The sequence below is a fragment of the Pseudomonas putida genome, from assembly GCF_004357765.1.
Classification (GTDB): Bacteria; Pseudomonadota; Gammaproteobacteria; order Pseudomonadales; family Pseudomonadaceae; genus Aquipseudomonas; species Aquipseudomonas putida_U.
This window is the reverse complement of the sequence record NZ_SMTE01000004.1, coordinates 239791-265757: the sequence shown is the minus strand read 5'-3', so window position 1 is coordinate 265757 and position 25967 is coordinate 239791. Positions and strand designations below refer to the sequence as shown.

The following is a 25967-nucleotide window of genomic DNA, read 5'->3' as shown; positions in this document are numbered from 1 at the left end:
CCGACGTTCCAATGTTGACCATCGCGCTTTCCAAAGGCCGCATCCTCGACGATACCCTGCCATTGCTGGCCGAAGCCGGCATCGTGCCGACCGAGAATCCGGACAAGAGCCGCAAGCTGATCATCCCCACCACGCAGGATGACGTGCGCCTGCTGATCGTGCGTGCCACCGACGTGCCGACCTATGTCGAGCATGGTGCCGCCGACCTTGGCGTTGCCGGCAAGGACGTGCTGATGGAGTACGGCGGCCAGGGCTTGTACGAGCCTCTGGACCTGCAGATCGCCCGTTGCAAGCTGATGACCGCCGGGGTAGTCGGCGCGCCGGAGCCCAAGGGGCGCCTGCGGGTGGCCACCAAGTTCGTCAACGTCGCCAAACGCTATTACGCCGAGCAGGGCCGTCAGGTCGACATCATCAAGCTGTACGGCTCCATGGAGCTGGCACCGCTGATCAACCTCGCCGACAAGATCATCGACGTCGTCGATACCGGCAACACCCTGCGTGCCAACGGCTTGGAGCCCCAGGAACTGATCGCCACGATCAGCTCGCGTCTGGTGGTCAACAAGGCTTCGATGAAGATGCAGCACGCCCGCATCCAGAGCCTGATCGACACCTTGCGCGAAGCGGTCGAATCGCGACACCGCGGCTGACGCTCTACCTTCTGTGCGCGACCTCTGTCGTCGCGCCCGTCTATCCGCGTCATAGCCATTTTTCTCGGGTGCCCGCGCGGATGGACTGGTAGCCTAGGGCGCCTGAGCATTCGCTAATCATCGAGGCCCTCGCCATGACCGTGTCCACTGCAATTGCCCGTCTCAACGCCGCTGATCCGGATTTCGCCCGACATCTGGATCATCTGCTGAGCTGGGAAAGTGTGTCCGATGATGCGGTCAATCAGCGTGTGCTGGACATCATCAAGGCCGTCCGCGAGCGCGGCGATGCGGCTCTGGTCGAGTTCACCCAGCGTTTCGATGGCCTCGAAGCCGCTTCGATCGATGACCTGATCCTAGGTCGCGAACGCCTCGAACTGGCACTGACGCGCATCACGCCGGTTCAGCGCGAGGCCCTGGAAAAGGCCGCAGAGCGCGTGCGGGTGTATCACGAGCGGCAGAAGCAGGACTCCTGGCAATACACCGAGGCCGACGGCACCGTGCTCGGCCAGAAGGTCACGCCGTTGGACCGTGCCGGCTTGTATGTGCCAGGTGGCAAGGCTTCCTATCCATCGTCGGTGCTGATGAACGCCATCCCGGCCAAGGTTGCCGGTGTCGGTGAGGTCGTGATGGTGGTCCCCACCCCGCGTGGCGAGGTCAATGAGCTGGTGCTGGCTGCCGCCTGCATCGCCGGTGTCGACCGGGTGTTCACCATCGGCGGGGCGCAGGCCGTCGCAGCGCTGGCCTATGGCACCGAGAGCGTGCCGCAGGTGGACAAGATCGTCGGCCCCGGCAATATCTACGTGGCCACTGCCAAGCGCCATGTGTTCGGCCAGGTCGGCATCGACATGATCGCCGGCCCGTCGGAAATTCTCGTGGTGTGTGATGGCCAGACCGACCCGGACTGGATCGCCATGGACCTGTTCTCCCAGGCCGAACACGATGAGGACGCCCAGGCCATCCTGGTCAGCCCTGACGCCGCTTTCCTCGATCGCGTTGCCGCCAGCATCGACAAGTTGCTGCCGACCATGGAGCGCGCCGAGATCATCGAAAAATCGATCAATGGCCGTGGCGCGCTGATCCAGGTGCGGGATATGCAGCAGGCCATCGAAGTGGCCAACCGCATCGCTCCCGAGCATCTGGAGCTGTCGGTGGCCGATCCGCAGGCCTGGCTGCCGCAGATTCGCCATGCCGGCGCGATCTTCATGGGCCGCCACACCAGCGAGGCGCTGGGCGATTACTGCGCCGGCCCCAATCACGTGCTGCCGACCTCCGGTACCGCGCGTTTCTCCTCGCCGCTGGGGGTGTATGACTTCCAGAAGCGTTCGTCGATCATCTTCTGCTCCGAGCAGGGCGCATCCGAACTGGGCCACACCGCTTCGGTCCTGGCCCGGGGCGAATCGTTGACCGCCCACGCCCGCAGCGCCGAATACCGCATCCTGACCCAAGACAAGGGGAACTGAACATGAGCCGTTTCTGGAGCCCCTTCGTCAAGGACCTGGTGCCTTACGTACCGGGCGAGCAACCCAAGCTGGCCCGTCTGGTCAAGCTCAACACCAACGAGAACCCCTATGGCCCGTCGCCCAAGGCGCTGGAAGCCATGCGCGGCGAGCTCGACGATAACCTGCGGCTGTATCCGGACCCGAACGGCGAGCGCCTCAAGCAGGCGGTGGCCGACTACTACGGCGTGACGCCGCAACAGGTGTTCGTCGGCAATGGCTCGGACGAGGTGCTCGCGCACATCTTCCATGGCCTGTTTCAACACGGGGGGCCGCTGCTGTTCCCAGACATCAGCTACAGCTTCTACCCGGTGTATTGCGGCCTGTATGGCATCCCGTTCGAGCAGGTGGCGTTGGACGAGCAGTTCCAGATCCGTGTCGAAGACTACGCCAAGCCCAACGCCGGCATCATCTTCCCCAACCCCAACGCGCCGACCGGCTGCCTGCTGCCATTGCAGGCCATCGAGCAGTTGCTGCAAGCCAACCGCGATTCGGTGGTGGTGGTGGATGAGGCCTACATCGATTTCGGTGGCGAAACGGCGATCGGTCTGGTGTCGCGCTATGACAATCTGCTGGTGGTCCAGACCCTGTCCAAGTCCCGTTCGCTGGCGGGCCTGCGGGTGGGCTTGGCAGTCGGCCACCCGGAGCTGATCGAGGCGCTGGAAAGGATCAAGAACAGCTTCAACTCCTACCCACTCGATCGCATGGCAATTGTCGGCGCTGCGGCAGCCTTCGAGGATCGCGCCTATTTCGAAGCGACTTGCCGCAAGGTCATCGACAGCCGCGAAACCCTGGTCGAGCAGCTGGTGGCCAAGGGCTTCGAGGTGCTGCCATCGGCCGCCAACTTCATCTTCGCTCGGCATCCCCAGCAGGACGCCGCTCAGCTGGCGGCCCGCCTGCGTGAGCAGGGCGTGATCGTGCGGCATTTCAAACAAGCGCGGATCGCTCAGTTCCTGCGCATCACCATCGGAACGCCTGATATGAACCAGGCACTGCTCGATGCATTGAACTGATCATGCGCTGACATGACCTCATGCTCATCGGCGCAGGCGCCGATGAGCATGGTCATCCAGCCGCCACCTCGGTCACCAGTACAGACCGGGCCAGTAACGTGGCAGCTTGACCGGATAGAGGTCGGAAACCCCGTCTTTATCCATGTCGTATTTCAGATAGGTCATGTCATCAAGAAAGAAGAATGCGGAGTTCGTCTCGCCGTTCCTCACGGCCGCGACGATCTTGTCCTTGTGCGGTGCAACGCCTGGCCATAGATTGTTACTGACTTGCAATGGATAACCCGCATCCATTCTGTCTGCCTTCACGTCATAGCGCAGGTAGCGGTTGTCGTTCAGGAAGATGAAAACCTTGTCCCGCTTCCAGCGCACAGCGGTTTTTATTCGCTTTGCATAGGGCTCCAGGCCTGGCCAGTTACTGTTGCGAATGGGGCGTGGATAACCGGACATGTCGCCGGTGGGCCGGTTGTACTTGATGTAACTGCCATCGTTCAGGAAGAACATGACATTCTCCGCATCCCATTTGAACGAAGCGACGATGCTGGATTGGTAGGCGGCGAGCCCTGGCCAGTTGCTCGGTGTGATTGCCCTTGGATAGCCAGGCTCCATCCTGTCCTTGGTCAAGTCGTAACAGCTGTAGTTGCCGTGATCGAAGAAGAACATGAGCTTGTCACTTCCCCAGTCCAGTACTGACCGAATGTAGGGGGCGCCGACTGGAGACTGGGTGGCATTCTGCAAGATCGAGAAAGCGTTGCCCGGTGCGGCCACTGCATCATCTTCCCACTGCTGGGCATCGCTACGCTGATAGGCTTTGAACGTTTGGTTCTTATAGATACCGACGTTGCCGGTGTTATCCGAATGCCATGTCAGCGTTTTGTTTCGCTTATCCAGCCGGGGCTTGCGAACGCCAAGGTCACCGATGAACGGGATGGAGTCCAGACGCCATGTTTCAATCTGCTGCAGCGCTCCCATATGACGGAGGATGGTCGGCACGATGGAAGTATGAGCTGCATGACTGTAGAGCGCATTCAGTCCTGGAATCGTCACAGGGTCTGTCAACTCGGCGTTGGGTGCAAGATTGGTGGCAGTGAAGACGGTCTTCTCGGCGATGCTGTGGCCGCCGTGGCCATGACCATTGCCGGCGCGCCCATGGTCGGTCGTCAGCACGATCAACCATTGTTCCTCCGGATGTACGCGCTGACGTTCCTCGACGGCGTTGCGTAGCTCCTCGATCTGGGCGAATGCGGTGACCAGAGATTCTTCGTAGCGGGCGCCGTAGCCATAGCTATGGCCGGCGTAGTCTGGATCGCTCAGTTGCAGGAAATTGATATCTGCGCCGCTTTCAATGTGCGATTTCACATGCCTGACTGCGCCTGCGTCATCTTTCTCGAAGCTTGCAACGTCGATGTCGCTGAGCTGATTGGCAAAGAAATCGTGGATCGGTAACCAGGTCACCGTGCTGGTGATGTTCAGCTCCCGGTTGTAGTCCTTCATGTGGCGCAATATGCAAGGGTAGAGCGGGTTGGCGCGTTGTGAGTCGCTATTACCGGTGATGAGGTGCTTGTTGGCCCAGACGCCTGTCAGTGCCGTGGCCCAGCCGGGGCCGCTCCAGGTGCCGACTTGCGTTTCTTCGCCGACGATGCCCCCGGTGTAGGCCTTGTGATAGTGCCAATGACTCGGCGTACCGAAGAATTTCTCGAAACGGCTGTGATCGACGCCATCGATACCGATGTACAAGGTTTTAGGAATCATGTTGGTGTCCTGCTCATGTTGAACCCTCAGGGTGTGGCCAGCCTGCCCGTTGCGGGGGATGGTCTGGCCGCTCGCTACACTCGACGCCAGACTGCCTGGGGCGGTTTCAGCGGCCTATTCGCAGGTCTGGGAGTTGTGTCCTGGTCCATCTCGTGGTTCACTGACGCGCAGTTAAACATCGGATGATTGGTTGAATGTGATGAGTATGGAATTACCCAAGCGCTCCTTGGTCGAGCTGGCCGTGGACCGCATGCGCCAGCGCATCCTTCAGGGCGATTGGCACGTAGGTCAGCGTCTGCCCACCGAACCCGAGCTGGCGGTGGAACTGGGGATCAGCCGCAATACGGTGCGCGAGGCCATGCGCGTGCTGGCCTTCAGTGGCCTGGTCGAGATCCGCCAGGGCGACGGCAGTTATCTGCGCACTGCCCAGGACCCTTTGCAGGCGGTGCAGGCCATGTCCCGCTGTACAGCTGAGCAGGCCCGTGAAACCCGCCATATCCTCGAAGCCGAGGCGATCGGCCTGGCCGCGCTGCGTCGCACCGAGCAAGACCTCGAAGCGCTGCGTGCTTCGCTGGCAGGCAGCGCCGAGCATTTCCATGGCGATCTGGATACCTATATCGCCTGCGACATGGTCTTTCACCAACAGTTGATCGATGCCGCCCACAACCCTGCGTTAAGTGAGCTCTACCGGTACTTTTCGGGTGTCGTCGCCGCAGCGGTCCAGGACAACCTGAGCGCCGTGCCGCGCTGTCAGGCGACCTTCGACCTGCACGGACAGATCCTCGATGCCATCGAGCAACGCGACCCCGAACGGGCCAAGCGCCTGAGCCGGGCACTCATCGAATCCTGACAACGAGAAGGCCATGACTGAATCAATGGGCCGCGCCCAGCGTGCGGCTGCACACGAACGACCGATCGAAGAACTGCTCATCGACGCCGAAGCCGACGATGCACAGGTGCAGCAGCCGTTGGCACCTCGGCGGCCATGGTTGCTGCTGTTGGGCCTGGTCCTGGTGGCGCTGAACCTGCGCCCGGCGCTGTCGAGCATGGCCCCGGTGCTCGGCCAGGTGTCCGAGGCATTGGGCCTGAGTGCCTCGCTGGCTGGCCTGCTGACCACCTTGCCAGTATTGTGCCTGGGGCTCGCCGCGCCGTTGGCACCGCTCCTGGCCAGGCGCTTTGGCAGTGAGCGGGTGATCTTCGGGATCCTCGCCACCCTGGCGTTGGGTATTGCCCTGCGCAGTAATCTGGGCGCCCTTGGGGTGTTTCTCGGCAGCCTGCTGGCAGGTGCCAGCATCGGCATCATCGGCGTGTTGTTGCCGGGCATCGTCAAACGTGACTTTCCACGCCACGCCGGGGCCCTGACCGGCGTCTACACCATGGCCTTGTGTCTCGGTGCCGCCATGGCCGCAGGAAGCACGGTGCCGCTGACCCAGCACTTTGGCGACAGCTGGGCCCTGGGCCTGGGGTTCTGGGTGGTGCCGGCGATCCTGGCGATGCTGGCCTGGTTGCCCCAGGTCCGCCAGGGGCATGGTGCGCACAAGGCGGCCTACCGTGTGCGGGGGCTGTGGCGCGACCGGCTGGCTTGGCAGGTCACCCTGTACATGGGTTTGCAGTCTTCGCTGGCGTATATCGTCTTCGGTTGGTTGCCTTCGATTCTCATCGGCAGGGGCCTGAGCCCGACCCAGGCGGGGTTGGTGCTGTCCGGGTCGGTGATCGTGCAGTTGGCCAGCTCGCTGGCTGCACCCTGGTTGGCCACCCGGGGCAAGGATCAGCGGTTGGCGATCGTGGTGGTGATGCTGACCACCCTCGCCGGGCTGTTCGGGTGCCTGTACGCCCCGCTGTCTGGTCTGTGGGGCTGGGCCGTGGTGCTTGGCATAGGGCAGGGCGGGACCTTCGCCTTGGCCCTGACCTTGATCGTGTTGCGTTCCAGCGATGCCCATGTCGCTGCCAACCTGTCGAGCATGGCCCAGGGCGTTGGCTACACCCTGGCTTCGATGGGGCCGTTCGCAGTGGGCCTGGTGCATGACCTGACCGGTGGATGGACGGCAGTGGGCTGGATCTTCGCCGTGCTGGGCGTGGCCGCGATCGTGTCCGGGCTGGGCGCGGGGCGGGCGTTGCATGTGCAGGTGACCAGCGAGAAGCTTTGACGACTGCATGGGATGTACAGACCCCCACGGCGCGGACTATCTTTCAGCTTTTTCCGCCCCAGGATGGACCCGTCCCATGAACGACGCCAACCGCGATTTGATTACCCGCTTCTACGAGGCCTTCCAGCGTCTGGATGCCGAAGCGATGGTGGCTTGCTACAGCGACGATATCGTCTTCAGCGATCCGGTGTTCGGTACGTTGCGTGGTCAGGACGCCGGCGACATGTGGCGCCTGCTCACCCGGCGTGCCAAGGACTTCTCGCTGACCTTCGATCAGGTCCGAGCCGATGCCCAAAGCGGTTGCGCGCATTGGGTAGCGACCTACCTGTTCAGCCAGACCGGACGCACCGTGGTCAATGACATCCAGGCGCGGTTCGTCATCCGCGACGGCTTGATCTGCCAGCACGACGACAGCTTCGACCTGTGGCGTTGGTCACGGCAGGCGCTGGGCATGCCCGGCCTGTTGCTCGGTTGGTCGCCCTTGCTGCAGAACAAGATCCGCCAGCAGGCATTCAAAGGGCTGCGAGCGTTCCAGCAGGCGGGTTAAGCTGGCGGCTTTCTATCGGCCCATCGGCAAGAAATATCGTGAGCGACGCATCCGAAATCCAGGCGGGCAAACCCTGGTACGTGTATCTGGTAAGAGCTGCCAACGGCTCGTTGTACTGCGGCATCAGCGATGATCCGCAGCGGCGTTTCGTCGCTCATCAGAAAGGGCAGGGCGCCCGCTATTTCAAGACCAGTCCGGCCCAGGCGTTGGTCTATGTCGAGCAGTGGCCGGACAAGGGCGAGGCGCTGCGCCAGGAGCGCCTGGTGAAGAAGCTGCGCAAGTCGGCCAAGGAGGCCTTGGTGGCCTCCTATGTCGCTGCCGTCTAGTCCTTGCGGCGTTTGAGCTGGTCCACCAGTTGCGTCGGCAGGCCCTTGATGATCAGGGTGCCGGCTGCCTCGTCGTATTCCACCTTGTCGCCCAGCAGGTGGGCCTCGAAGCTGATCGACAGGCCTTCGGCACGCCCGGTGAAGCGGCGGAACTGGTTGAGCGTGCGTTTATCGGCGGGGATTTCCGGCGAAAGGCCATAGTCCTTGTTGCGGATATGGTCGTAGAACGCCTTGGGGCGGTCTTCGTCGATCAGGCTCGACAGCTCTTCGAGGGTCACCGGCTCGCCCAGCTTGGTCTGGGTGGTGGCGTACTCGACCAGGGTCTGGGTTTTTTCCCGAGCAGATTCTTCCGGCAAATCCTCACTTTCGACGAAATCGCTGAAGGCCTTGAGCAGGGTGCGTGTCTCGCCCGGGCCGTCGACGCCTTCCTGGCACCCGATGAAGTCGCGGAAGTAGTCGGATACTTTCTTGCCGTTCTTGCCCTTGATGAACGAGATGTACTGCTTGGAGGCCTGGTTGTTCTTCCACTCCGACAGGTTGATGCGCGCGGCCAGGTGCAACTGGCCAAGGTCCAGATGGCGCGACGGGGTGACGTCCAGCTCGGCGTTCACGGCAACCCCTTCGCTGTGGTGCAACAGGGCGATCGCCAGGTACTCGGTCATGCCTTGCTGGTAATGGGCGAAGAGGATGTGCCCGCCGGTAGATAGGTTGGACTCTTCCATCAGTTTCTGCAGGTGCTCGACCGCTTCGCGGCTGAACCCGGTGAAGTCTTTTTCCTCATCCAGGTACTGTTTCAGCCAGCCGCTCAACGGGTAGGCGCCGGACTCGCCGTGGAAAAACCCCCAGGCCTTGCCCTGCTTGGCGTTGTAGCTGTCGTTGAGGTCGGCCAGGAGGTTTTCGATGGCGTCCGACGGCCCCAGTTCGGTGTCGCGGGCGTGGAGCACGGCGGGGCTGCCATCGGGCTTCTTGTCGATCAGGTGAACGATGCAATGACGGATTGGCATGGTAGTTCTCGGGTGATCTGGGGCGGTGCTAGGCCGCGCTGCAAAAGTGGGTCAGTTTACCCCAGCTGGCAGGCGCTGCAGTGGCCGGATGTTGGCAGAAATGTCGGTTGTTCAGTTTTTGTTCGATTTTTTGCGTTTCCAGGTCAAACCCCCGAAAAACCTGCATTAAATCTGGGTTGGCAGCGGATATTTCCGTATTCCTGTGGTAGCTTTGCGCGGTCTTGCGCACCTTGGGTGGCGCATTGCTGGCAGTGCGCTCACGCCGTGTCGAACCAAACGCCAAATTACGCATCTACATGCGCGGTTGGCACGGCCCTCCAACTTTCAGGGGCTGGCCCGATAACGTCGTAGCACGCTGCATAACCACTGAATTTTGATAGGGAAGGAACACCACCATGGCATTGACCAAAGACCAACTGATTGCCGACATCGCCGAAGCCATCGACGCCCCGAAAACCACCGCACGTAACGCACTGGAGCAACTGGGCCAGATCGTTGCCGACCAGCTGGAAAACGGCGCTGAAATCACCCTGCCAGGCATCGGCAAGCTGAAAGTCTCCGAGCGTCCTGCCCGCACCGGCCGTAACCCTTCGACTGGCGCTGCCATCGAAATCGCTGCCAAGAAAGTCGTCAAGTTCGTGCCGGCCAAAGCCCTGAGCGACTCCATCAACAAGTAATCTGTTGAGGCGTTGACCCAACCGCGCCCGGCATGTCCGGGCGCGGTTTTTTCATGCCTGCGTTTTGCCTTGGGCGAGCCAGGCACGACGTGCCTGATCGTCGTGGAAGCTCCAGGCGATCATGCGGCTTTGCTTCTGCCCCTGACCCATTTCGACCACGCGCGATGCCCTGGCGCCGGCCCGCTGCAACGCTGCCTCGATGCCGGGCAAGTTGCTGGCCTTGGATACCAGGCTGGTGAACCACAGCACCTGGGCGGCGTACTGCTGGCTTTCTTCGACCAGTTGGGTGACGAAGCGGATTTCTCCGCCTTCGCACCAGAGTTCGTTGTTCTGCCCGCCAAAGTTCAGGACCGGTAGCTTGCGCTTGGGGTCCTGCTTGCCGAGGTTCTTCCATTTGCGCTGGCTGCCGCGCGTGGCTTCCTCGCGTGAGGCATGGAACGGCGGATTGCACAGGGTCAGTTCGAAGCGCTCGTCAGCCTGCAGCAGGCCGCTGAGGATGTGCTTGCGGTCGTGCTGCTGGCGCAGGCCAATCGCCTTGCTCAGGCCGTTGGCCTGGATGATGGCCTTGGCCGAGGCCAGTGCCAGCGCATCGATGTCCGAGCCCAGGAAGCGCCAGCGGTAGTCGCTGTGGCCGAGCAGGGGATAGATGCAGTTGGCACCCACACCGACGTCCAGGACTCGCACCCGGGCGCCTCTGGGGACTTCGCCGGTATTGTCCGCGGCCAGCAGGTCGGCGGCGACGTGGATGTAGTCGGCGCGCCCGGGAATGGGCGGGCACAGGTAATCGGCCGGAATATCCCAGTGCTGGATACCGTATTGCGCCTTGAGCAGGGCGCGGTTGAACACCCGCACGGCCTCGGGATTGGCGAAGTCGATGCTGGGTTTGCCGTGGGGGTTGGTGATGGTGAAGCGCGCCAGGTCAGGGTGGGCCTTGATCAGGCTGGGGAAGTCATAGCGACCCTGGTGGCGATTGCGCGGATGCAGGGTAGGTTTCACGGTCATGGTCGGGTCCGGTGGAGCAGCCCTTTCGCGGCACAAGGCCGCTCCCACAGGATAGCGGCGCTTCTCGAAGGTAGCGTCATTGCCATGGGAGCGGCCTTGTGCCGCGAACGAGGGCGAGGCCCTCGTCGGTCAGGTCTGCAATGTCAGGTTACAGCGCTGCAATCCGCGCATGCTGCTCGGTGAAGTTGGCCAGAGCCTGCTCAGACTCGGCCAGCTTGGCGCGTTCCTTCTCGATCACCGCAGGCGGAGCCTTGTCGACGAAGGCGGCATTGGACAGCTTGCCGCCGACCCGTGCCACTTCGCCTTGCAGGCGCTGGATTTCCTTGTTCAGACGCGCAAGCTCGGCATCCTTGTCGATCAGCCCGGCCATCGGTACCAATACCTGCAGGTCGCCCACCAGCGCGGTGGCCGAAAGCGGCGCCTCCTCGGCATCGCCAAGCACGGTGAACGATTCGACCTTGGCCAGCTTCTTGAGCAGGGCTTCGTTTTCCTGCAGGCGACGCTGGTCTTCGGCGTTGGCATTCTTGAGGAACAGCGGCAACGGTTTGCCTGGGCCGATGTTCATCTCGGCGCGGATGTTGCGCAGGCCGACCATCAGCTCCTTGAGCCATTCGATGTCGCCTTCGGCGGCGGCATCAATGCGCGCTTCAACGGCCACCGGCCACGGTTGCAGCATGATGGTCTTGCCTTCGACGCCGGCCAGCGGCGCGATGCGCTGCCAGATTTCTTCGGTGATGAATGGCATGAACGGATGGGCCAGGCGCAGCGCCACTTCCAGCACCCGCACCAGGGTCCGGCGGGTACCACGGGCACGCTCGACCGGGGCATTCTCGTCCCACAGCACCGGCTTGGACAGTTCCAGGTACCAGTCGCAGTACTGGTTCCAGATGAACTCGTAAAGCGCCTGGCTGGCCAGGTCGAAGCGGAACTGCTCGAGCTGGCGGGTCACCTCGGCTTCGGTGCGTTGCAACTGGGAGATGATCCAGCGATCAGCCAGCGACAGCTCATAGGCCTCGCCGTTCTGGCCGCAGTCTTCGCCCTTGTCCAGTACATAACGGGCGGCGTTCCAGATCTTGTTGCAGAAGTTGCGGTAGCCTTCGACGCGGCCCATGTCGAACTTGATGTCGCGACCGGTGGACGCCAGCGAGCAGAAGGTGAAGCGCAGGGCATCGGTGCCGTAGCTGGCGATACCTTCCGGGAACTCGGCCTTGGTCTGCTTGGCGATCTTCTCGGCGAGCTTGGGCTGCATCATGCCGCTGGTGCGTTTTTCCAGCAGGGCGTCGAGGGTGATGCCGTCGACGATGTCCAGCGGGTCGAGGACGTTGCCCTTGGACTTGGACATCTTCTGACCCTGGCCATCGCGCACCAGGCCGTGCACGTACACGGTCTTGAACGGTACCTGCGGGGTGCCGTCCTCGTTCTTGATCAGGTGCATCGTCAGCATGATCATCCGGGCGACCCAGAAGAAGATGATGTCGAAGCCGGTGACCAGCACGTCGGTGGAGTGGAAGGTCTTGAGGAACTCGGTCTGCTCCGGCCAGCCCAGCGTGGAGAAGGTCCACAGCCCCGAGCTGAACCAGGTGTCGAGCACGTCGTCGTCCTGGCGCAGCTTCACGTCGGCGGCGAGGTTGTGCTTGGCGCGCACTTCCTCTTCATTGCGCCCGACATACACCTGGCCGGCTTCGTCGTACCACGCCGGAATCCGGTGGCCCCACCACAACTGGCGGCTGATGCACCAGTCCTGGATGTCGCGCATCCAGGAGAAGTACATGTTCTCGTACTGTTTGGGCACGAACTGGATACGACCGTCTTCCACGGCAGCGATGGCAGGCTCGGCCAGCGGCTTGGTGGACACGTACCACTGGTCGGTCAGCCATGGCTCGATGACGGTGCCGGAGCGGTCGCCCTTCGGTACCTTGAGGGCGTGGTCATCGATGCTGACCAGCAGGCCCTGGGCGTCCAGGTCGGCAACGATCTGCTTGCGCGCGACGAAACGATCGAGGCCGGCGTATTGCGCAGGCAGGCTGGTATCGACCTCGTCGTTGACGCTGCCGTCGAGGTTGAAGGCCTGGGCGCTGGCGAGCACCAGGGCGTTCTTGTCGAAGATGTTGAGCAGCGGCAGGTTGTGGCGCTTGCCGACCTCGTAGTCGTTGAAGTCGTGGGCCGGGGTGATCTTCACGCAGCCGGTGCCGAACTCAGGGTCGCAGTAGTCGTCGGCGATGATCGGAATGCGTCGGCCCACCAGGGGCAACTCGACGAACTTGCCGATCAGGGCCTGGTAGCGCTCGTCGGTCGGATTGACCGCGACTGCAGCGTCACCCAGCAGGGTTTCCGGACGGGTGGTGGCGACCACCAGGTAATCCTTGCCTTCTGCGGTCTTGGCGCCATCGGCCAGCGGATAGCGCAGGTTCCACAGGTGGCCCTTCTCGTCATGGTTTTCCACTTCGAGATCGGAAATGGCGGTGTGCAGCTTGGTGTCCCAGTTGACCAGGCGCTTGCCGCGGTAGATCAGGCCGTCTTCGTGCAGGCGGACGAAGGCTTCCTTGACCGCTTCGGACAGGCCGTCATCCATGGTGAAGCGCTCGCGACTCCAATCGACGGACGAACCCAGGCGACGGATCTGACGGCTGATGTTGCCACCGGATTGTTCTTTCCATTCCCAGACCTTGTCGAGGAACTGTTCACGCCCCAGGTCGTGACGGTTCTGGCCCTTGGCCTCGAGCTGGCGTTCGACCAGCATCTGGGTGGCGATACCGGCGTGGTCGGTACCTGGCTGCCACAGGGTGTTGCGGCCTTGCATGCGGCGGAAACGGATCAGGGCGTCCATGATCGCGTTGTTGAAGCCGTGGCCCATGTGCAGGCTGCCGGTCACGTTCGGCGGTGGAATCATGATGGTGTAGGACTCGCCTGCACCTTGCGGAGCGAAATAGTTCTCTGACTCCCAGGTGTTGTACCAGGAAGTTTCGATAGCGTGCGGCTGGTAGGTCTTATCCATGCGCGGCGGGACCCTGTGCATTTATTCGGGAAAGCCGAGAAGTATAACCAAGCTAGGGCCGGCAAGCGACAAGCTGCTGCTATCTGGCACGGCAGCAATGGCCTCTTCGCGGGCGCTGTGGGAGCGGGCTTGCCCGCGCAGGAGACGCCGCCGACGTTTGCCGCTACTCGGAACGTTTGATCAAACGCTCCATGCGCGCATCCAGGCGGCGCTTGATCTCGGTTTCGATATGCGGGGTGAAGTCGTTGATCACATCCTGCATGATCGCCTGCGCGGCGGCACGCAGCTCGGCTTCCAGGTGCAGCAGGGTGTCCTGGCGGCGAGTCTGAGCATCGTCCTCGGCGGCAGGGGGGGCAGGTTCGACAGCCGGTGCCGGGTTGCCGGCAGGCTCGTCGAGCAACAGCGGGATCTGTTCGACCGTATCGGTCAACAGGGGGGGCTGCAGGTCGGCATCGCCCAACAACTGGCGAATCGACTCCAGATCGTCGAGCAGGTGGGTGGAGTCAGGCAGGGTGGAAGGCTTGTCCATCATCGTCAGAGTCGCTGTAAGCGGTGGTCTTGCAGAGCATAGCCCTGTTCGCGGTAGAAACGGAATCGCTCGCGGGCCGATTGGCGAACCTCGGGTTCCTCGACGACGATTTCGGCCACCCGTTCGAACTGGCCGACGAACCCGGGCACGCTGGCCCCGAGGTTGATCAGCAAATCCTTGTGATCGCCGGGATCATCGCCCAGCCCCAGGGCTACCGCGGCGTCGGCATGGGACTCGGCCAGGTCGTGGGGCACGAATGCCTCGCCCTTGAAGCGCCATAGGCGCGTATCCAGTTCCTCGCGCTGTGCCGCGTCCTGGCAATGCAGGTACACCCGGTGGCCGAGGCGCCAGGCCTTTTCGCACAGCTTGCAGGCGAAATCGAGCCGCGCCGACAGCGAGTCGGTGGGCAGGATATAGAAATCGACTTTGCTCATGGTTCGGTCTGCCGACCGATGGCGCACGGGGCGCCACCGGTCTCACGGCATCAGGCGCCAGCGCGATCCAGCAGGTACTGGGTCAGCAGGGGTACCGGGCGACCGGTGGCGCCTTTGTCCTTGCCACCGCTGATCCAGGCGGTACCGGCGATGTCCAGGTGGGCCCACTGGTACGCCTTGGCGAAGCGCGACAGGAAGCAACCTGCGGTGATGGTGCCGGCCTTCGGCCCACCGATGTTGCCCATGTCGGCGAACGGGCTGTCGAGTTGCTCCTGGTATTCGTCGAACAGCGGCAGTTGCCAGGCGCGGTCGTCGGCACGCTTGCCGGCATCGAGCAGTTGCCCGACCAGGGTCTCGTCATTGCCCATCAGGCCCGAGGTGTGGCTGCCCAGGGCGACGATGCAGGCGCCGGTGAGGGTGGCGATGTCGATCACCGCCTGCGGTTTGAAACGCTCGGCGTAGGTCAGGGTATCGCACAGTACCAGGCGGCCTTCGGCGTCGGTGTTGAGGATCTCGACGGTTTGCCCGCTCATGGTGGTGACGATGTCGCCGGGGCGGGTGGCGCCGCCGCTGGGCATGTTCTCGGCGCAGGCCAGCAGGCATACCAGGTTGATCGGCAGCTGCAGCTCCAGCACGGCACGCAAGGTGCCGAACACGCTGGCAGCACCGCACATGTCGTACTTCATTTCATCCATGCCGGCGCCCGGCTTGAGGCTGATGCCACCGGTGTCGAAGGTGATGCCCTTGCCTACCAGCACGAAAGGCTTTTCGGCTTTCTTGCCGCCTTGGTAGTTGAGGACGATCAGGCGTGGCGGTTGATCACTGCCCTGGCCCACGGCATAGAACGCCCCCATGCCCAGGTCCTTGATCTTCTTCTCGTCGAGCACCTCGACCTTCAGGCCCTTGTGCGCCTTGCCCATTTCCTTGGCCTGCTCGGCCATGAAGCTTGGGTGGCAAAGGTTAGGCGGCAGGTTGCCCAGGTCGCGGGTGAACGCCATGCCGGTGGCGATGGCGCTGGCATGCTTGACCGCACGCTCGGCCTCGCCCTGGCCGGTCTTGGCGGCCAGCAGGGTGATCTTCTTGAGGGTGCGCGGTTCGGCTTTCTGGCTCTTGAACCGGTCGAACACGTAGGTGCCGTCGAGCAGCGTCTCGGCCAGCAGGCGGTACTTACCGTAGTAGGCATCGCGGTTGGTCACGGCGATATCGTCCAGGGCCAGCACTGCATCGCTGCCGCCCAGGCCCTTGAGCACGCCGGCTACGCTGGTCACCAGCTTGCGCCAGGCGCGGTCGCCCAGTGCCTCGTCCTTGCCGCTGCCGACCAGCAGCACGCGCTCGGCCTTGAGGCCCGGCAGGCTCTGTAGCAGCAGGGTCTGGCCCGGCTTGCCGGCCAGGTCGCCCCGCTTGAGCACGGCGCTGATGGCGCCGCCGGCCGCTTCGTCGATGGCCTTGGCGATGCTGCCGAGTTTGCGCCCTTCGCCGACCGGCACGACCAATGTGGCGGTTTTTACCGATGCAGCAGCTACGCTTTTTACAACCAGTTCCATGTCAGGGTCCCCGAATGATCTCTACAGTGGGCGCCACGTGCTCTGATGGGTGTCGTGGCGCTCTGGGCGGACCCGGCCACTTGCTCGCGTGCCGGGTGGAAAACTGCCAGTTTGAGCCCGTGGCAAGCGTGCTGACAACCCCGATGTACGGTCGACATGCCTGGCCAAGTGACAGGCGAGGTCAATCACAGGATAATGCGCGCACTTTACATGGAGGTTCGCCTTTGGCGAACCGGCATTGGTTTCGGTTGTACTAAGTCATCGTCTGGCGCCAGTGTCTGGCAGTCCACCCTGACAACCCAGGAGTGTCTGGTTTGATCGTCTTTCGTTATCTGTCCCGCGAGGTCCTGGTGACCTTGAGCGCCGTCAGCGCCGTGCTGCTGGTGATCATCATGAGCGGGCGCTTCATCAAGTATCTGGCCCAGGCCGCCCAGGGCGTGCTCGACCCAGGCGTGTTGTTCCTGATCATGGGCTTCCGTCTGCCGGGCTTCCTGCAACTGATCCTGCCGCTGGGGCTGTTCCTCGGTATCCTGCTGGCCTATGGCCGGCTGTACCTGGAGAGCGAGATGACCGTGCTCTCCGCCACCGGCATGAGCCAACAACGGCTGCTGGCGCTGACCCTGGCGCCGGCCGCGCTGGTCGCCCTGCTGGTCGCCTGGCTGAGCCTGAGCCTGGCACCCCAGGGCGTTGCCCAGGTGCAGAAGATCATCAACCAGCAGGACGCCCTGACCGAGTTCGACACCCTGTCGCCGGGTCGATTCCAGACTCTGCGCGATGGTTCCCGGGTGACCTATACCGAGCAACTGTCGGACGACCGCATCAACCTGGGCGGCGTGTTCATCTCGGAAAAACGCTTCAACTCCGACAAGACCAAGGACCGTGCGCCTTCGGTACTGGTCGCCGAAAAGGGTCACCAGGAAATCCAGGCCGATGGCAACCGCTACCTGGTCCTGGAAAACGGCTACCGCTACGACGGCAACCCAGGTCAGGCCGACTACCGCGCCATCAAGTACGACACCTACGGTGTACTGCTGCCCAAGCCAGAGGTCAGTGAAGAGGTCACCGAGCGCGAAGCCATCCCGACCTCCGAGCTGTTCGGCCAGAAGGGCCTGCGCGAGCGTGCCGAGCTGCAATGGCGGTTGTCGTTGCCGATCCTGGTCTTCATCGTGACTCTGCTGGCCGTACCGTTGTCGCGGGTCAACCCGCGCCAGGGCCGTTTCCTCAAACTGCTGCCGGCGATTCTTCTGTACATGGCCTACCTGACGATGCTGATTTCCGTACGTGGGGCCCTGGAGAAGGGCAAGTTGCCCATTGGCCTGGGCATGTGGTGGGTCCACGGCCTGTTCCTGCTCATCGGCCTTGGCCTGATGTATTGGGAGCCGCTGCAACTCAAGCGTGCCGCGCGCCGTGCGGAGGTGGCCCATGGCTAAGCTCGACCGCTACATCGGCCAGAGCGTGCTGCTGGCCATTCTGGCGGTACTGGGGATCATCCTCGGCCTCGCCTCGCTGTTCGCCTTCATCGACGAAATGAGCGACCTCTCCGATACCTATACCGTGGTCGATGCAGGCGTCTACACGCTGCTGACCGCGCCCCGCCGGCTGTATGACATGCTGCCGATGGCGGCCCTGATCGGTTGCCTGATCGGCCTCGGCAGCTTGGCCAGCAGCAGCGAACTGACCATCATGCGCGCTGCCGGCGTGTCCATCGGCCGTATCGTCTGGGCGGTGATGAAGCCCATGCTGGTGCTGATGCTGGCAGGTGTGTTGATCGGCGAGTACGTCGCCCCGATCACCGAGAACAAGGCCCAGGCCGACCGTTCCCTGGCCCAGGGCGGCGGTGAGGCGCAGAGCTCCAAACGGGGCATGTGGCATCGCCAGGGCGAAGAGTTCGTGCACATCAACTCGGTGCAACCCAACGGCCTGTTGCTGGGCGTGACCCGCTACCGTTTCGATGACGAGCGCAAGATCGTCACCTCCAGCTTCGCCCGCCGTGCCCAGTACCAGGACGACCACTGGGTGCTCAGCGACGTCAGCACCACGCATTTCCGTGGCGACCATACCGAGGTCATCAAGAGCCCGCAGGAGCAGTGGGACGTCACGGTGACTCCGGAGCTGCTCAATACCGTGGTGGTCGCGCCGGAGTCGTTGTCGATCACCGGCCTGTGGCAGTACATCCACTATCTGGCCGACCAAGGCCTGAACAATGCGCGTTATTGGCTGGCATTCTGGACCAAGGTCCTGCAGCCTGCGGTCACGGCGGCGCTGGTACTGATGGCGATCTCGTTCATCTTTGGCCCGCTGCGTTCGGTGACCCTTGGCCAGCGCGTATTCACCGGTGTGCTGGTGGGCTTCGTGTTCCGCATTGCCGGCGACCTGTTGGGGCCTTCGAGCCAGGTGTTCGGCTTCCCGCCGTTGCTGGCGGTGGTGATACCCGCCGGGATCTGTGCGATCGCAGGGCTTTGGTTGTTGCGTCGGGCAGGGTAGCGAGCAAAAGCCAACGTTGGGGAAATCCCTGACAGTCAAGCGTTTTGGGGCTGCAAAGCAGCCCCATTAAAGCTTGAAGAGACCTCAACTGATCATTTTTTCCGCTTCGGCAGCCGGACCAGTTGGGTGTCCGAATAGATGTCATGCCAGCCGCGCTTGCGCTTGTCGACCAAGGCCCAGAAAAACCCCAGCCCCAGGCACAGCCACGAAGCGATCGAAACCACGAAGCGCAACAGCGCCTGCCACAGGCTGATGGCACTGCCATCGGCGTTCTGCACCCGCACCCCCCATACCTGCATGCCCAGGGTCTGGCCGCCATGGGTCCAGAACTTGGCGAAGAAACCGAACAGCGCGAACAGCAGGATCGTCGACAGCAGAGGATCGCCATCCAGGGCGCCGGCTTCGGTGAGTTCACGCATGCGGGTTTCGCCAATGATCGCCATCTGGATCATCTTGTAGGCACCCGCGGTGACGATCAGCAGGGCCGTACAGAGCAGGAAGTCATAGAACATCGCCGCCAGGCGTCGGCCCAGACCGGCTGGGGGGAAATCACCCTGGGGGGAGAGCAGAGGCTTGGACATGCAGGACGGCTCCGAATGGCGAAGCCAGTATTCTACGGGCAAAAAAAAGCCCCTGCACATGGCAGGGGCTTTTCTTCGAAGTCGGTGCGGCTTAGCCGGTGACTTGAACCTTGTCAGCCTGCATGCCTTTCTGGCCTTGGACTGCTTCGAAGGACACCTTCTGGCCTTCTTTCAGGCTCTTGAAGCCGTTACCTTCGATGGCACGGAAGTGCACGAACAGATCCGGACCGCTTTCTGGAGTGATGAAGCCGTAACCTTTTTCGTCATTGAACCACTTGACGGTACCGTTCTGACGCTCAGCCATTGTCTTATTTCCTATGAAGCTTAAATTTTGATGACAGTTTCTTTCACATTTTTTGAAGTGAAAGAGTACTGGGCTGGGTTGCAGGAAAGTAAGAGACGTCGAACGGGTTGTAGCAGATTGCGGCTACTGGCCCAGGTCACGAACTGTTGCGACCCATGCAAACACAGTGCAGTGACTCTACGCCAACTCCTGAGAAAAAAACAAGCCCTTCGAGCTGCAGGAAATCGCGCTTTTGCCGATAACCGACAAATTTGTCGGAAACGGCATGGCGCCTGGCCTGGCGCCATGTTCCGAGGTTATGGAAAAGGTTCGTAATCGAATATCGACGAACCTCAGATTACGCATTCAGCCTCGATAGTAACGCTGCGCAACGAAAGGCATTTTGCTGACTTTAAGGGCAACTTGCTTGCCCCTTACTACGGCAAACAAAGCGGTATCGAGCGCCGCATGTTCGACTTCGACATAACCCATGGCCAGTGGGGCACCGAGCGTCGGACCAAAGCCGCCGCTGCATACCCGGCCAACGGTCTTGCCATCGGCATCGACGATGTCAGCACCCTCACGGACCGGCGTACGTTCCTGCGGCAAGAGCCCTACGCGCTTGCGTGCAACGCCCTGTTGCTGTTGGGCGAATACCGTTTCGGCACCTGGGAAGCCGCCGGCGCGTGCGCCATCGGCGCGGCGCACCTTGGAAATGGCCCATAGCAGGCTGGCTTCGATCGGCGTGGTGCTGGTGTCCATGTCGTGGCCATACAGGCACAATCCGGCTTCCAGACGCAGCGAATCACGAGCACCGAGGCCGATCGGCTGTACCTCGGGTTCGGCCAGCAGCCGACGGGCCAGGGCTTCGGCGGCGGGTGCCGGCACGGAGATCTCGTAGCCGTCTTCACCGGTGTAACCCGAACGGCTCACATAGCAGTCTTCGCCCAGCAGCGTGACGGGGCGGAACTGCATGAAGGTCATGCCTGCCACTTCCGGTGCCAGTCGCTCGAGCACCTTGACGGCGGCCGGACCTTGCAGTGCGAGCAGGGCCCGTTCCTCGAACAGTGGCTGAATCTCGCAACGGTCGCCGATATGCCGTTGCAGGTGGGCCAGGTCCTGGTCCTTGCACGCGGCGTTGACTACCAGGAACAGCTCGCCATCGCCCAGGTTGGCGACCATCAGGTCATCGAGGATGCCACCTTGCTCGTTGGTGAACATGGCGTAGCGCTGCATGCCCACCGGCAGGTCGACGATATCCACCGGCACCAGGGTTTCCAGCGCCTGTGCGGCATCGCTGCCGCGCAGGCGAATCTGGCCCATGTGCGAAACGTCGAACAACCCAGCCTGGTCGCGGGTGTGCAGGTGCTCCTTGAGCACGCCCAGCGGGTACTGCACCGGCATGTCGTAGCCGGCGAACGGCACCATGCGTGCGCCCAGTTCCAGGTGCAGGGTATGCAGTGGGGTCTTGAGCAGTGTTTCGGACATCGATGACTCCTTGGTTTGCTGTTCGGATCAACATTCGATGATGTTGACGGCCAGACCGCCGCGGGCGGTCTCCTTGTATTTGCTTTTCATGTCCGCGCCGGTCTGGCGCATGGTGCGGATGACCTTGTCGAGCGAGACGAAATGCTGCCCGTCGCCCCGCAAGGCCATGCGCACCGCGTTGATCGCCTTGACCGAGCCCATGGCGTTGCGCTCGATGCAGGGCACCTGGACCAGCCCGCCGATGGGGTCGCACGTCAGGCCCAGGTTGTGTTCCATGCCGATCTCGGCGGCGTTCTCCACCTGCTGTGGCGTTCCGCCCATCACTTCGCACAGTGCACCGGCCGCCATCGAGCAGGCCACGCCCACTTCGCCCTGGCAACCGACCTCGGCGCCAGAGATCGAGGCGTTTTCCTTGTAAAGAATGCCAATGGCGGCAGCGGTGAGCAGGAAGCGCACCACGCCATCCTCGTTGGCTGCGGGCGCGAAGCGCATGTAGTAATGCAGCACAGCAGGGACGATGCCTGCCGCGCCGTTGGTCGGTGCGGTGACCACGCGGCCGCCGTAGGCATTCTCCTCGTTGACCGCCAGGGCATAGAGGTTGACCCAGTCGAGCACCGACAAAGCATCGCGCAGACCGGCTTCCGGGTGCTGGCTGAGCTGGCGGTACAGGGCCGGCGCGCGGCGCTTGACCTTGAGCCCGCCAGGCAGGATGCCTTCATGGCGACAGCCGGCGGCGACGCAGTCCTGCATCACTTGCCAGATGCGCAGCAAGCCGGCGCGGGTTTCGGCTTCTGGGCGCCAGGCCGACTCGTTGGCGAGCATGACCTGGCTGATCGACAGCTGCTGGGCGACGCAATGGCCGAGCAGTTGCTTGGCGGTGGTGAACGGGTAGGTCAGCACGGTACGGTCTTCGACGATGCGGTCGTGGCCGGCGGCATCTTCGTCGACCACGAATCCACCACCTACCGAGTAGTACTCGCGGCTGCGAATCTGCAGGCCGGCTGCGTCGAAGGCACGGAAGATCATGCCATTGGGGTGGTAGGCCAGCGGCTTGCGAATCATCGCCAGGTGCTGCTTCTCGACAAAGGCGATGGGGTGTTCGCCCAGCAGGCGCAGGCTGCCGCTGTCGCGGATGGTCTGGAGGCGGGTGGGGATGGTTTCGGTATCGACGCTATCGGGGTGCTCGCCCTCCAGGCCGAGCAGCACCGCCTTGTCACTGCCGTGACCCTTGCCGGTGGCGCCGAGCGAGCCATACAACTCGGCTTTGACGCTGGCGGTGCTGGCCAATAGGCCGTCCCGGCGCAGGCCTTCGGCGAAGCGCGCGGCAGCCCGCATCGGGCCGACCGTGTGGGAGCTGGAAGGGCCGATACCGATCTTGAACAGGTCGAAGACACTCAAAGACATGATGACCTCCTAACCGGCTCTTGAGGTAGACGGTGACTTGTAGCAGCGGGTTTACCCGCGAAAGCGACGGTGAAGCCTGCATCGCATTCGCGGGTGAACCCGCTTCTACAGGGCAGTAGCGAGCCCAAGGGCCATCAGGCGTCCTGATAGCTCTCGATCGACGGGCAGGCGCAGACCAGGTTACGGTCGCCGAACACGTTGTCGACGCGGCCGACCGGTGGCCAGTACTTGCCCTCCACCAGGCTCGGCAATGGGTACACCGCCTGCTCGCGGCTGTAGCCATGGGACCACTCGCCAACCAGTTCGGCCGCCGTGTGTGGGGCGTTCTTCAGCGGGTTGTCGTCCTTGTCCAGACTGCCGGTCTCGACCGCGCGGATTTCTTCGCGGATGCGGATCATCGCGTCGCAGAAGCGGTCCAGCTCTTCCTTGGATTCGCTTTCGGTCGGTTCGATCATCAGCGTACCCGCTACCGGGAACGACATGGTCGGGGCGTGGAAGCCGAAGTCGATCAGGCGTTTGGCCACGTCATCGACACTGATGCCACTGGTGTCCTTGAGCGGGCGCAGGTCGAGGATGCATTCATGCGCTACCAGGCCGTTACCGCCGCTATACAGAACAGGATAGTGCTCTTCCAGGCGACGGGCGATGTAGTTGGCGTTGAGGATGGCCATCTGCGAGGCACGCTTGAGCCCGGCGCCACCCATCATGCGGATGTACATCCAGGTGATCGGCAGGATGCTGGCGCTGCCGAACGGCGCTGCGCAGACCGCGCCGCCCGTGTTTTCGAGCTGAGCGTGGCCGGGCAGGAACGGCGCCAGGTGCGATTTAACGCCGATCGGGCCGACGCCAGGGCCGCCACCGCCGTGCGGAATGCAGAAGGTCTTGTGCAAGTTCAGGTGGGACACGTCGCCGCCGAACTTGCCGGGGGCGCACAGGCCGACCATGGCGTTCATGTTGGCGCCGTCGATGTACACCTGGCCGCCATTGTCGTGGATGATCGCGCAGATTTCGCCGATCGCCTCCTCGAACACGCCGTGGGTCGACGGGTAGGTGATCATGATCGCCGCAAGGCGCTCGCGGTGCTCGATCGCCTTGGCCCGCAGGTCTTCGACGTCGACGTTGCCGCGGGCGTCGCAGGCTGTGACCACAACACGCATGCCGGCCATGTGCGCGGTCGCCGGGTTGGTACCGTGGGCCGAGGACGGGATCAGGCAGATGTCGCGATGGGCTTCGCCGCGGCTGCGGTGGTAGGCGCGGATAGCCAGCAGGCCGGCATATTCGCCCTGGGAACCGGCGTTGGGTTGCAGCGACACGGCATCGTAGCCGGTGGCGGCACAGAGCATGGCTTCCAGCTCGGTGGTCATCTGCAGGTAGCCCTGGCTTTGCTCGGCTGGGGCGAAGGGGTGCAGGTTGCCGAACTCGGCCCAGGTCACCGGGATCATCTCACTGGCGGCATTGAGCTTCATGGTGCACGAGCCCAGCGGAATCATGCTGCGGTCCAGCGCCAGGTCCTTGTCGGCCAGGCGGCGCAGGTAGCGCATCAATTCGGTTTCGCTGTGATAGCGGTTGAACACCGGATGTTCGAGGATGGCCGACTGGCGCAGCAGGGCCGCTGGCAGGCGTGAGGCGGTGCTGGCGGCGAGGGCGGCGAAGTCAGGCTGCACCTGGCCGGCGCCGAACAGCTGCCACAGACCTTCGACGTCGGCCTGAGTGCTGGTTTCGTCGAGCGACAGGCCCAAGTGCTCGGCATCGATCTGGCGCAGGTTGATGCGCTGGGCGCGCGCCTTGTCGTGCAGCTCGGCGGTAGCCGTGCCGGTGGCCAGGGTCAGGGTGTCGAACGCGGTCTCGCCGAGTACCTTCAGGCCCAGTCGCTCGAGGCCGGCGGCCAGGATCGAGGTCAGGTTGTGGGTGCGCAGGGCGATGCGCTTGAGGCCCTCGGGGCCGTGGTACACGGCGAACATGCTGGCGATGTTGGCCAGCAGGACCTGGGCGGTGCAGATGTTGCTGGTGGCTTTCTCGCGGCGGATGTGTTGCTCGCGGGTCTGCATGGCCAAGCGCAGGGCGGTCTTGCCGAAGCGGTCGATCGACACGCCGACCAGGCGACCCGGCATGTCGCGCTTGAACGCGTCGCGGGTGGCGAAGTAGGCCGCGTGCGGGCCACCGAAGCCCAGCGGTACACCAAAGCGCTGGGCGCTGCCGATAGCCACGTCGGCGCCGAACTCACCCGGTGCGGTGAGCAGGGTCAGGGCCAGCAGGTCGGCGGCGACCGCAACCAGGGCGTTGGCGGCGTGGAAGCGCTGCACCAGTTCGCGGTAGTCGTACACCTCACCGTTGCTGGCTGGGTATTGCAGCAGTGCGCCGAAGAACGCGGATACATCGCTCAGCTCGGTTTCGTCGCCGACCACGATGTCGATGCCCAGCGGCTCGGCGCGGGTGCGCAGCACATCGAGGGTCTGCGGGTGACAGTGCTGCGAAACGAAGAAGGCGTGGCTGGCCTTGTTCTTCGACAAACGCTTGCAGAAGGTCATGGCCTCGGCAGCGGCAGTGGCTTCGTCGAGCAGGGAGGCGTTGGCGATCGGCAGACCGGTCAGGTCGCTGACCAGGGTCTGGAAGTTCAGCAGCGCTTCCAGGCGGCCTTGGGAGATTTCTGGCTGATAGGGGGTGTAGGCGGTGTACCAGGCTGGGTTCTCCAGCAGGTTGCGCAGGATCGGTGCAGGGGTGTGGGTGTTGTAGTAGCCCTGGCCGATGTAGTTCTTGAACAGCTGGTTCTTGCCGGCGATGGCCTTGAGCGCGGCGAGGGCATCGGCTTCGCTTTGGCCGTCCTCGCTGCCGAGCACGCTGGTGCCCTTGATGCTGTCGGGAATGACTGCGGCGGTCATGGCCTCCAGCGAATCGAAACCGAGGCTGGCGAGCATGGCTTGCTCGTCGGCGCTACGGGGGCCGATGTGGCGGGCGATGAATTCGTTGGCGGTGCCGAGGTTGATGGTCATGGTGGCGGCTCCTCAGGCGTCGTCGTTGGCTTTGATCAGGCGATCGTAGGCGTCCTGGTCGAGCAGGGCGGACACGGCCTGGGCATCGGTTGGCTTGAAGCGGAAGAACCAGCCTTCGCCCAATGGGTCTTCGTTGACCAGTTCGGGGCTGTCGTTGAGGCCATCGTTGACTGCGATCACTTCACCGGCCAGTGGCATGTACACGCCGCTAGCGGCCTTGACCGATTCGACGGTCGAGGCTTCGGCGCCTTTGTCGTAGTGCTGCAGCTCCGGCAGTTGCACGTAGACCACATCACCCAGGGCGTTCTGGGCGTAGGCGGTGATGCCCACGGTGACACTGCCGTCGGCTTCGGCACGCAGCCATTCGTGATCTTCGGTAAAACGCAACTCGCTCATGGGAATTCCTCAGGAAGCAGGGCTAGGAGGCGCGGTGGGCCACGCGCTTTTAGTAGCGGTTCCTAAGCAAGAATGCTGCCATTGATAAAAAATGTATATTTATCAGTAGCTTAACGATAACCCGTAACGTGACTCGGGTTTTATTTGGAATGAAATCGATACAGTGCAATTGCTGTTGAAAAGATTTAATCCATCAAACACTTGGCTATAAAGGTCCGTCGCCTTTTGTAT

Annotated in this window: 24 protein-coding genes; 10 read left to right on the top strand and 14 right to left on the bottom strand. The window is 62.9% G+C overall.

Annotation, left to right across the window (positions count from 1 at the left end; all coding sequences use genetic code 11):
- Positions 1-11: 11 nt before the first annotated feature.
- The 3 genes from hisG to hisC all read left to right on the top strand — a co-directional run bounded on the left by hisG (position 12) and on the right by hisC (position 3156).
- A complete protein-coding gene (gene hisG / locus E2H86_RS07730; RefSeq protein WP_046615762.1) occupies positions 12-647 on the top strand; it encodes an ATP phosphoribosyltransferase in 636 nt (211 codons plus the stop codon).
- A gap of 134 nt (positions 648-781) precedes the next feature.
- A complete protein-coding gene (gene hisD, locus E2H86_RS07725; RefSeq protein WP_133326353.1) occupies positions 782-2107 on the top strand; it encodes a histidinol dehydrogenase in 1326 nt (441 codons plus the stop codon).
- A gap of 2 nt (positions 2108-2109) precedes the next feature.
- Positions 2110-3156 carry a histidinol-phosphate transaminase gene (hisC, locus tag E2H86_RS07720; RefSeq protein ID WP_133326351.1) on the top strand — a complete coding sequence of 349 codons (1047 nt, stop codon included), beginning with the start codon at positions 2110-2112 and terminating at the stop codon, positions 3154-3156.
- A 72-nt stretch (positions 3157-3228) separates the two neighbouring features.
- Here hisC and E2H86_RS07715 read toward each other — a convergent pair whose 3' ends face one another.
- Complete coding sequence (locus E2H86_RS07715) at positions 3229-4905, bottom strand: hemopexin repeat-containing protein (protein ID WP_133326349.1); 1677 nt, start codon at positions 4903-4905, stop codon at positions 3229-3231.
- Between the two features lie 199 nt (positions 4906-5104).
- Between E2H86_RS07715 and E2H86_RS07710 the strand changes: the two genes are divergently transcribed.
- From E2H86_RS07710 to E2H86_RS07695, 4 genes are all read left to right on the top strand, one after another.
- Entirely contained in the window at positions 5105-5755 is a 651-nt protein-coding gene (locus E2H86_RS07710) for a FadR/GntR family transcriptional regulator (protein WP_133326347.1), read from the top strand.
- Between the two features lie 13 nt (positions 5756-5768).
- Entirely contained in the window at positions 5769-7052 is a 1284-nt protein-coding gene (locus E2H86_RS07705) for a CynX/NimT family MFS transporter (RefSeq protein ID WP_133326345.1), read from the top strand.
- A 76-nt stretch (positions 7053-7128) separates the two neighbouring features.
- Positions 7129-7599, top strand: coding sequence for a nuclear transport factor 2 family protein (locus E2H86_RS07700; RefSeq protein ID WP_133326343.1), 471 nt, complete (start codon positions 7129-7131; stop codon positions 7597-7599).
- A 38-nt stretch (positions 7600-7637) separates the two neighbouring features.
- The gene (locus E2H86_RS07695; protein ID WP_133326341.1) at positions 7638-7925 is read left to right on the top strand and encodes a GIY-YIG nuclease family protein; all 288 of its coding nucleotides are present in this window, start codon (positions 7638-7640) and stop codon (positions 7923-7925) included.
- Here the strand turns inward: E2H86_RS07695 and yejK are convergent.
- Together yejK and E2H86_RS07685 are read right to left on the bottom strand one after the other, a co-directional pair.
- Complete coding sequence (gene yejK, locus E2H86_RS07690) at positions 7922-8929, bottom strand: nucleoid-associated protein YejK (protein ID WP_133326339.1); 1008 nt, start codon at positions 8927-8929, stop codon at positions 7922-7924. The two genes, E2H86_RS07695 and yejK, sit on opposite strands and share 4 nt — an antisense overlap.
- Before the next feature lie 28 nt (positions 8930-8957).
- Complete coding sequence (locus E2H86_RS07685; RefSeq protein WP_133326337.1) at positions 8958-9221, bottom strand: hypothetical protein; 264 nt, start codon at positions 9219-9221, stop codon at positions 8958-8960.
- Between the two features lie 103 nt (positions 9222-9324).
- On the opposite strand from E2H86_RS07685, the gene E2H86_RS07680 reads away from it, so the two are divergent.
- A complete protein-coding gene (locus tag E2H86_RS07680) occupies positions 9325-9606 on the top strand; it encodes an HU family DNA-binding protein (RefSeq protein ID WP_008098055.1) in 282 nt (93 codons plus the stop codon).
- A gap of 51 nt (positions 9607-9657) precedes the next feature.
- On the opposite strand, the gene rlmF is transcribed toward E2H86_RS07680, so the two are convergent.
- From rlmF to E2H86_RS07655, 5 genes are all read right to left on the bottom strand, one after another.
- Entirely contained in the window at positions 9658-10608 is a 951-nt protein-coding gene (gene rlmF / locus E2H86_RS07675; protein WP_133326335.1) for a 23S rRNA (adenine(1618)-N(6))-methyltransferase RlmF, read from the bottom strand.
- Between the two features lie 148 nt (positions 10609-10756).
- On the bottom strand, positions 10757-13603 hold the full coding sequence (locus E2H86_RS07670; RefSeq protein ID WP_133326333.1) for a valine--tRNA ligase: 2847 nt from the start codon (positions 13601-13603) through the stop codon (positions 10757-10759).
- A gap of 163 nt (positions 13604-13766) precedes the next feature.
- Positions 13767-14132, bottom strand: coding sequence for a DNA polymerase III subunit chi (locus E2H86_RS07665; RefSeq protein WP_133326331.1), 366 nt, complete (start codon positions 14130-14132; stop codon positions 13767-13769).
- A gap of 5 nt (positions 14133-14137) precedes the next feature.
- Positions 14138-14566 carry a DNA polymerase III subunit chi gene (locus E2H86_RS07660; RefSeq protein WP_133326329.1) on the bottom strand — a complete coding sequence of 143 codons (429 nt, stop codon included), beginning with the start codon at positions 14564-14566 and terminating at the stop codon, positions 14138-14140.
- A 50-nt stretch (positions 14567-14616) separates the two neighbouring features.
- Entirely contained in the window at positions 14617-16110 is a 1494-nt protein-coding gene (locus tag E2H86_RS07655; RefSeq protein WP_133326327.1) for a leucyl aminopeptidase, read from the bottom strand.
- A 314-nt stretch (positions 16111-16424) separates the two neighbouring features.
- Between E2H86_RS07655 and lptF the strand changes: the two genes are divergently transcribed.
- Together lptF and lptG are read left to right on the top strand one after the other, a co-directional pair.
- Positions 16425-17540: an LPS export ABC transporter permease LptF gene (lptF, locus tag E2H86_RS07645; RefSeq protein ID WP_133326325.1), complete on the top strand. Its 1116-nt coding sequence runs from the start codon at positions 16425-16427 to the stop codon at positions 17538-17540.
- Complete coding sequence (lptG, locus tag E2H86_RS07640; RefSeq protein ID WP_133326323.1) at positions 17533-18594, top strand: LPS export ABC transporter permease LptG; 1062 nt, start codon at positions 17533-17535, stop codon at positions 18592-18594. The genes lptF and lptG overlap by 8 nt, the downstream gene beginning before the upstream one ends.
- Before the next feature lie 92 nt (positions 18595-18686).
- Here the strand turns inward: lptG and E2H86_RS07635 are convergent, their stop codons facing one another.
- The 6 genes from E2H86_RS07635 to gcvH form a co-directional block, all read right to left on the bottom strand.
- Positions 18687-19175: an RDD family protein gene (locus E2H86_RS07635; protein WP_133326321.1), complete on the bottom strand. Its 489-nt coding sequence runs from the start codon at positions 19173-19175 to the stop codon at positions 18687-18689.
- A 91-nt stretch (positions 19176-19266) separates the two neighbouring features.
- A complete protein-coding gene (locus tag E2H86_RS07630; protein WP_133326319.1) occupies positions 19267-19479 on the bottom strand; it encodes a cold-shock protein in 213 nt (70 codons plus the stop codon).
- A 345-nt stretch (positions 19480-19824) separates the two neighbouring features.
- Entirely contained in the window at positions 19825-20946 is a 1122-nt protein-coding gene (gcvT, locus tag E2H86_RS07625) for a glycine cleavage system aminomethyltransferase GcvT (protein WP_133326317.1), read from the bottom strand.
- 27 nt (positions 20947-20973) lie between these two features.
- On the bottom strand, positions 20974-22350 hold the full coding sequence (locus E2H86_RS07620; RefSeq protein WP_133326315.1) for an L-serine ammonia-lyase: 1377 nt from the start codon (positions 22348-22350) through the stop codon (positions 20974-20976).
- 134 nt (positions 22351-22484) lie between these two features.
- On the bottom strand, positions 22485-25340 hold the full coding sequence (gene gcvP / locus E2H86_RS07615) for an aminomethyl-transferring glycine dehydrogenase (RefSeq protein ID WP_133326313.1): 2856 nt from the start codon (positions 25338-25340) through the stop codon (positions 22485-22487).
- A 12-nt stretch (positions 25341-25352) separates the two neighbouring features.
- On the bottom strand, positions 25353-25736 hold the full coding sequence (gene gcvH, locus E2H86_RS07610) for a glycine cleavage system protein GcvH (protein WP_133326311.1): 384 nt from the start codon (positions 25734-25736) through the stop codon (positions 25353-25355).
- Positions 25737-25967 lie beyond the last annotated feature (231 nt).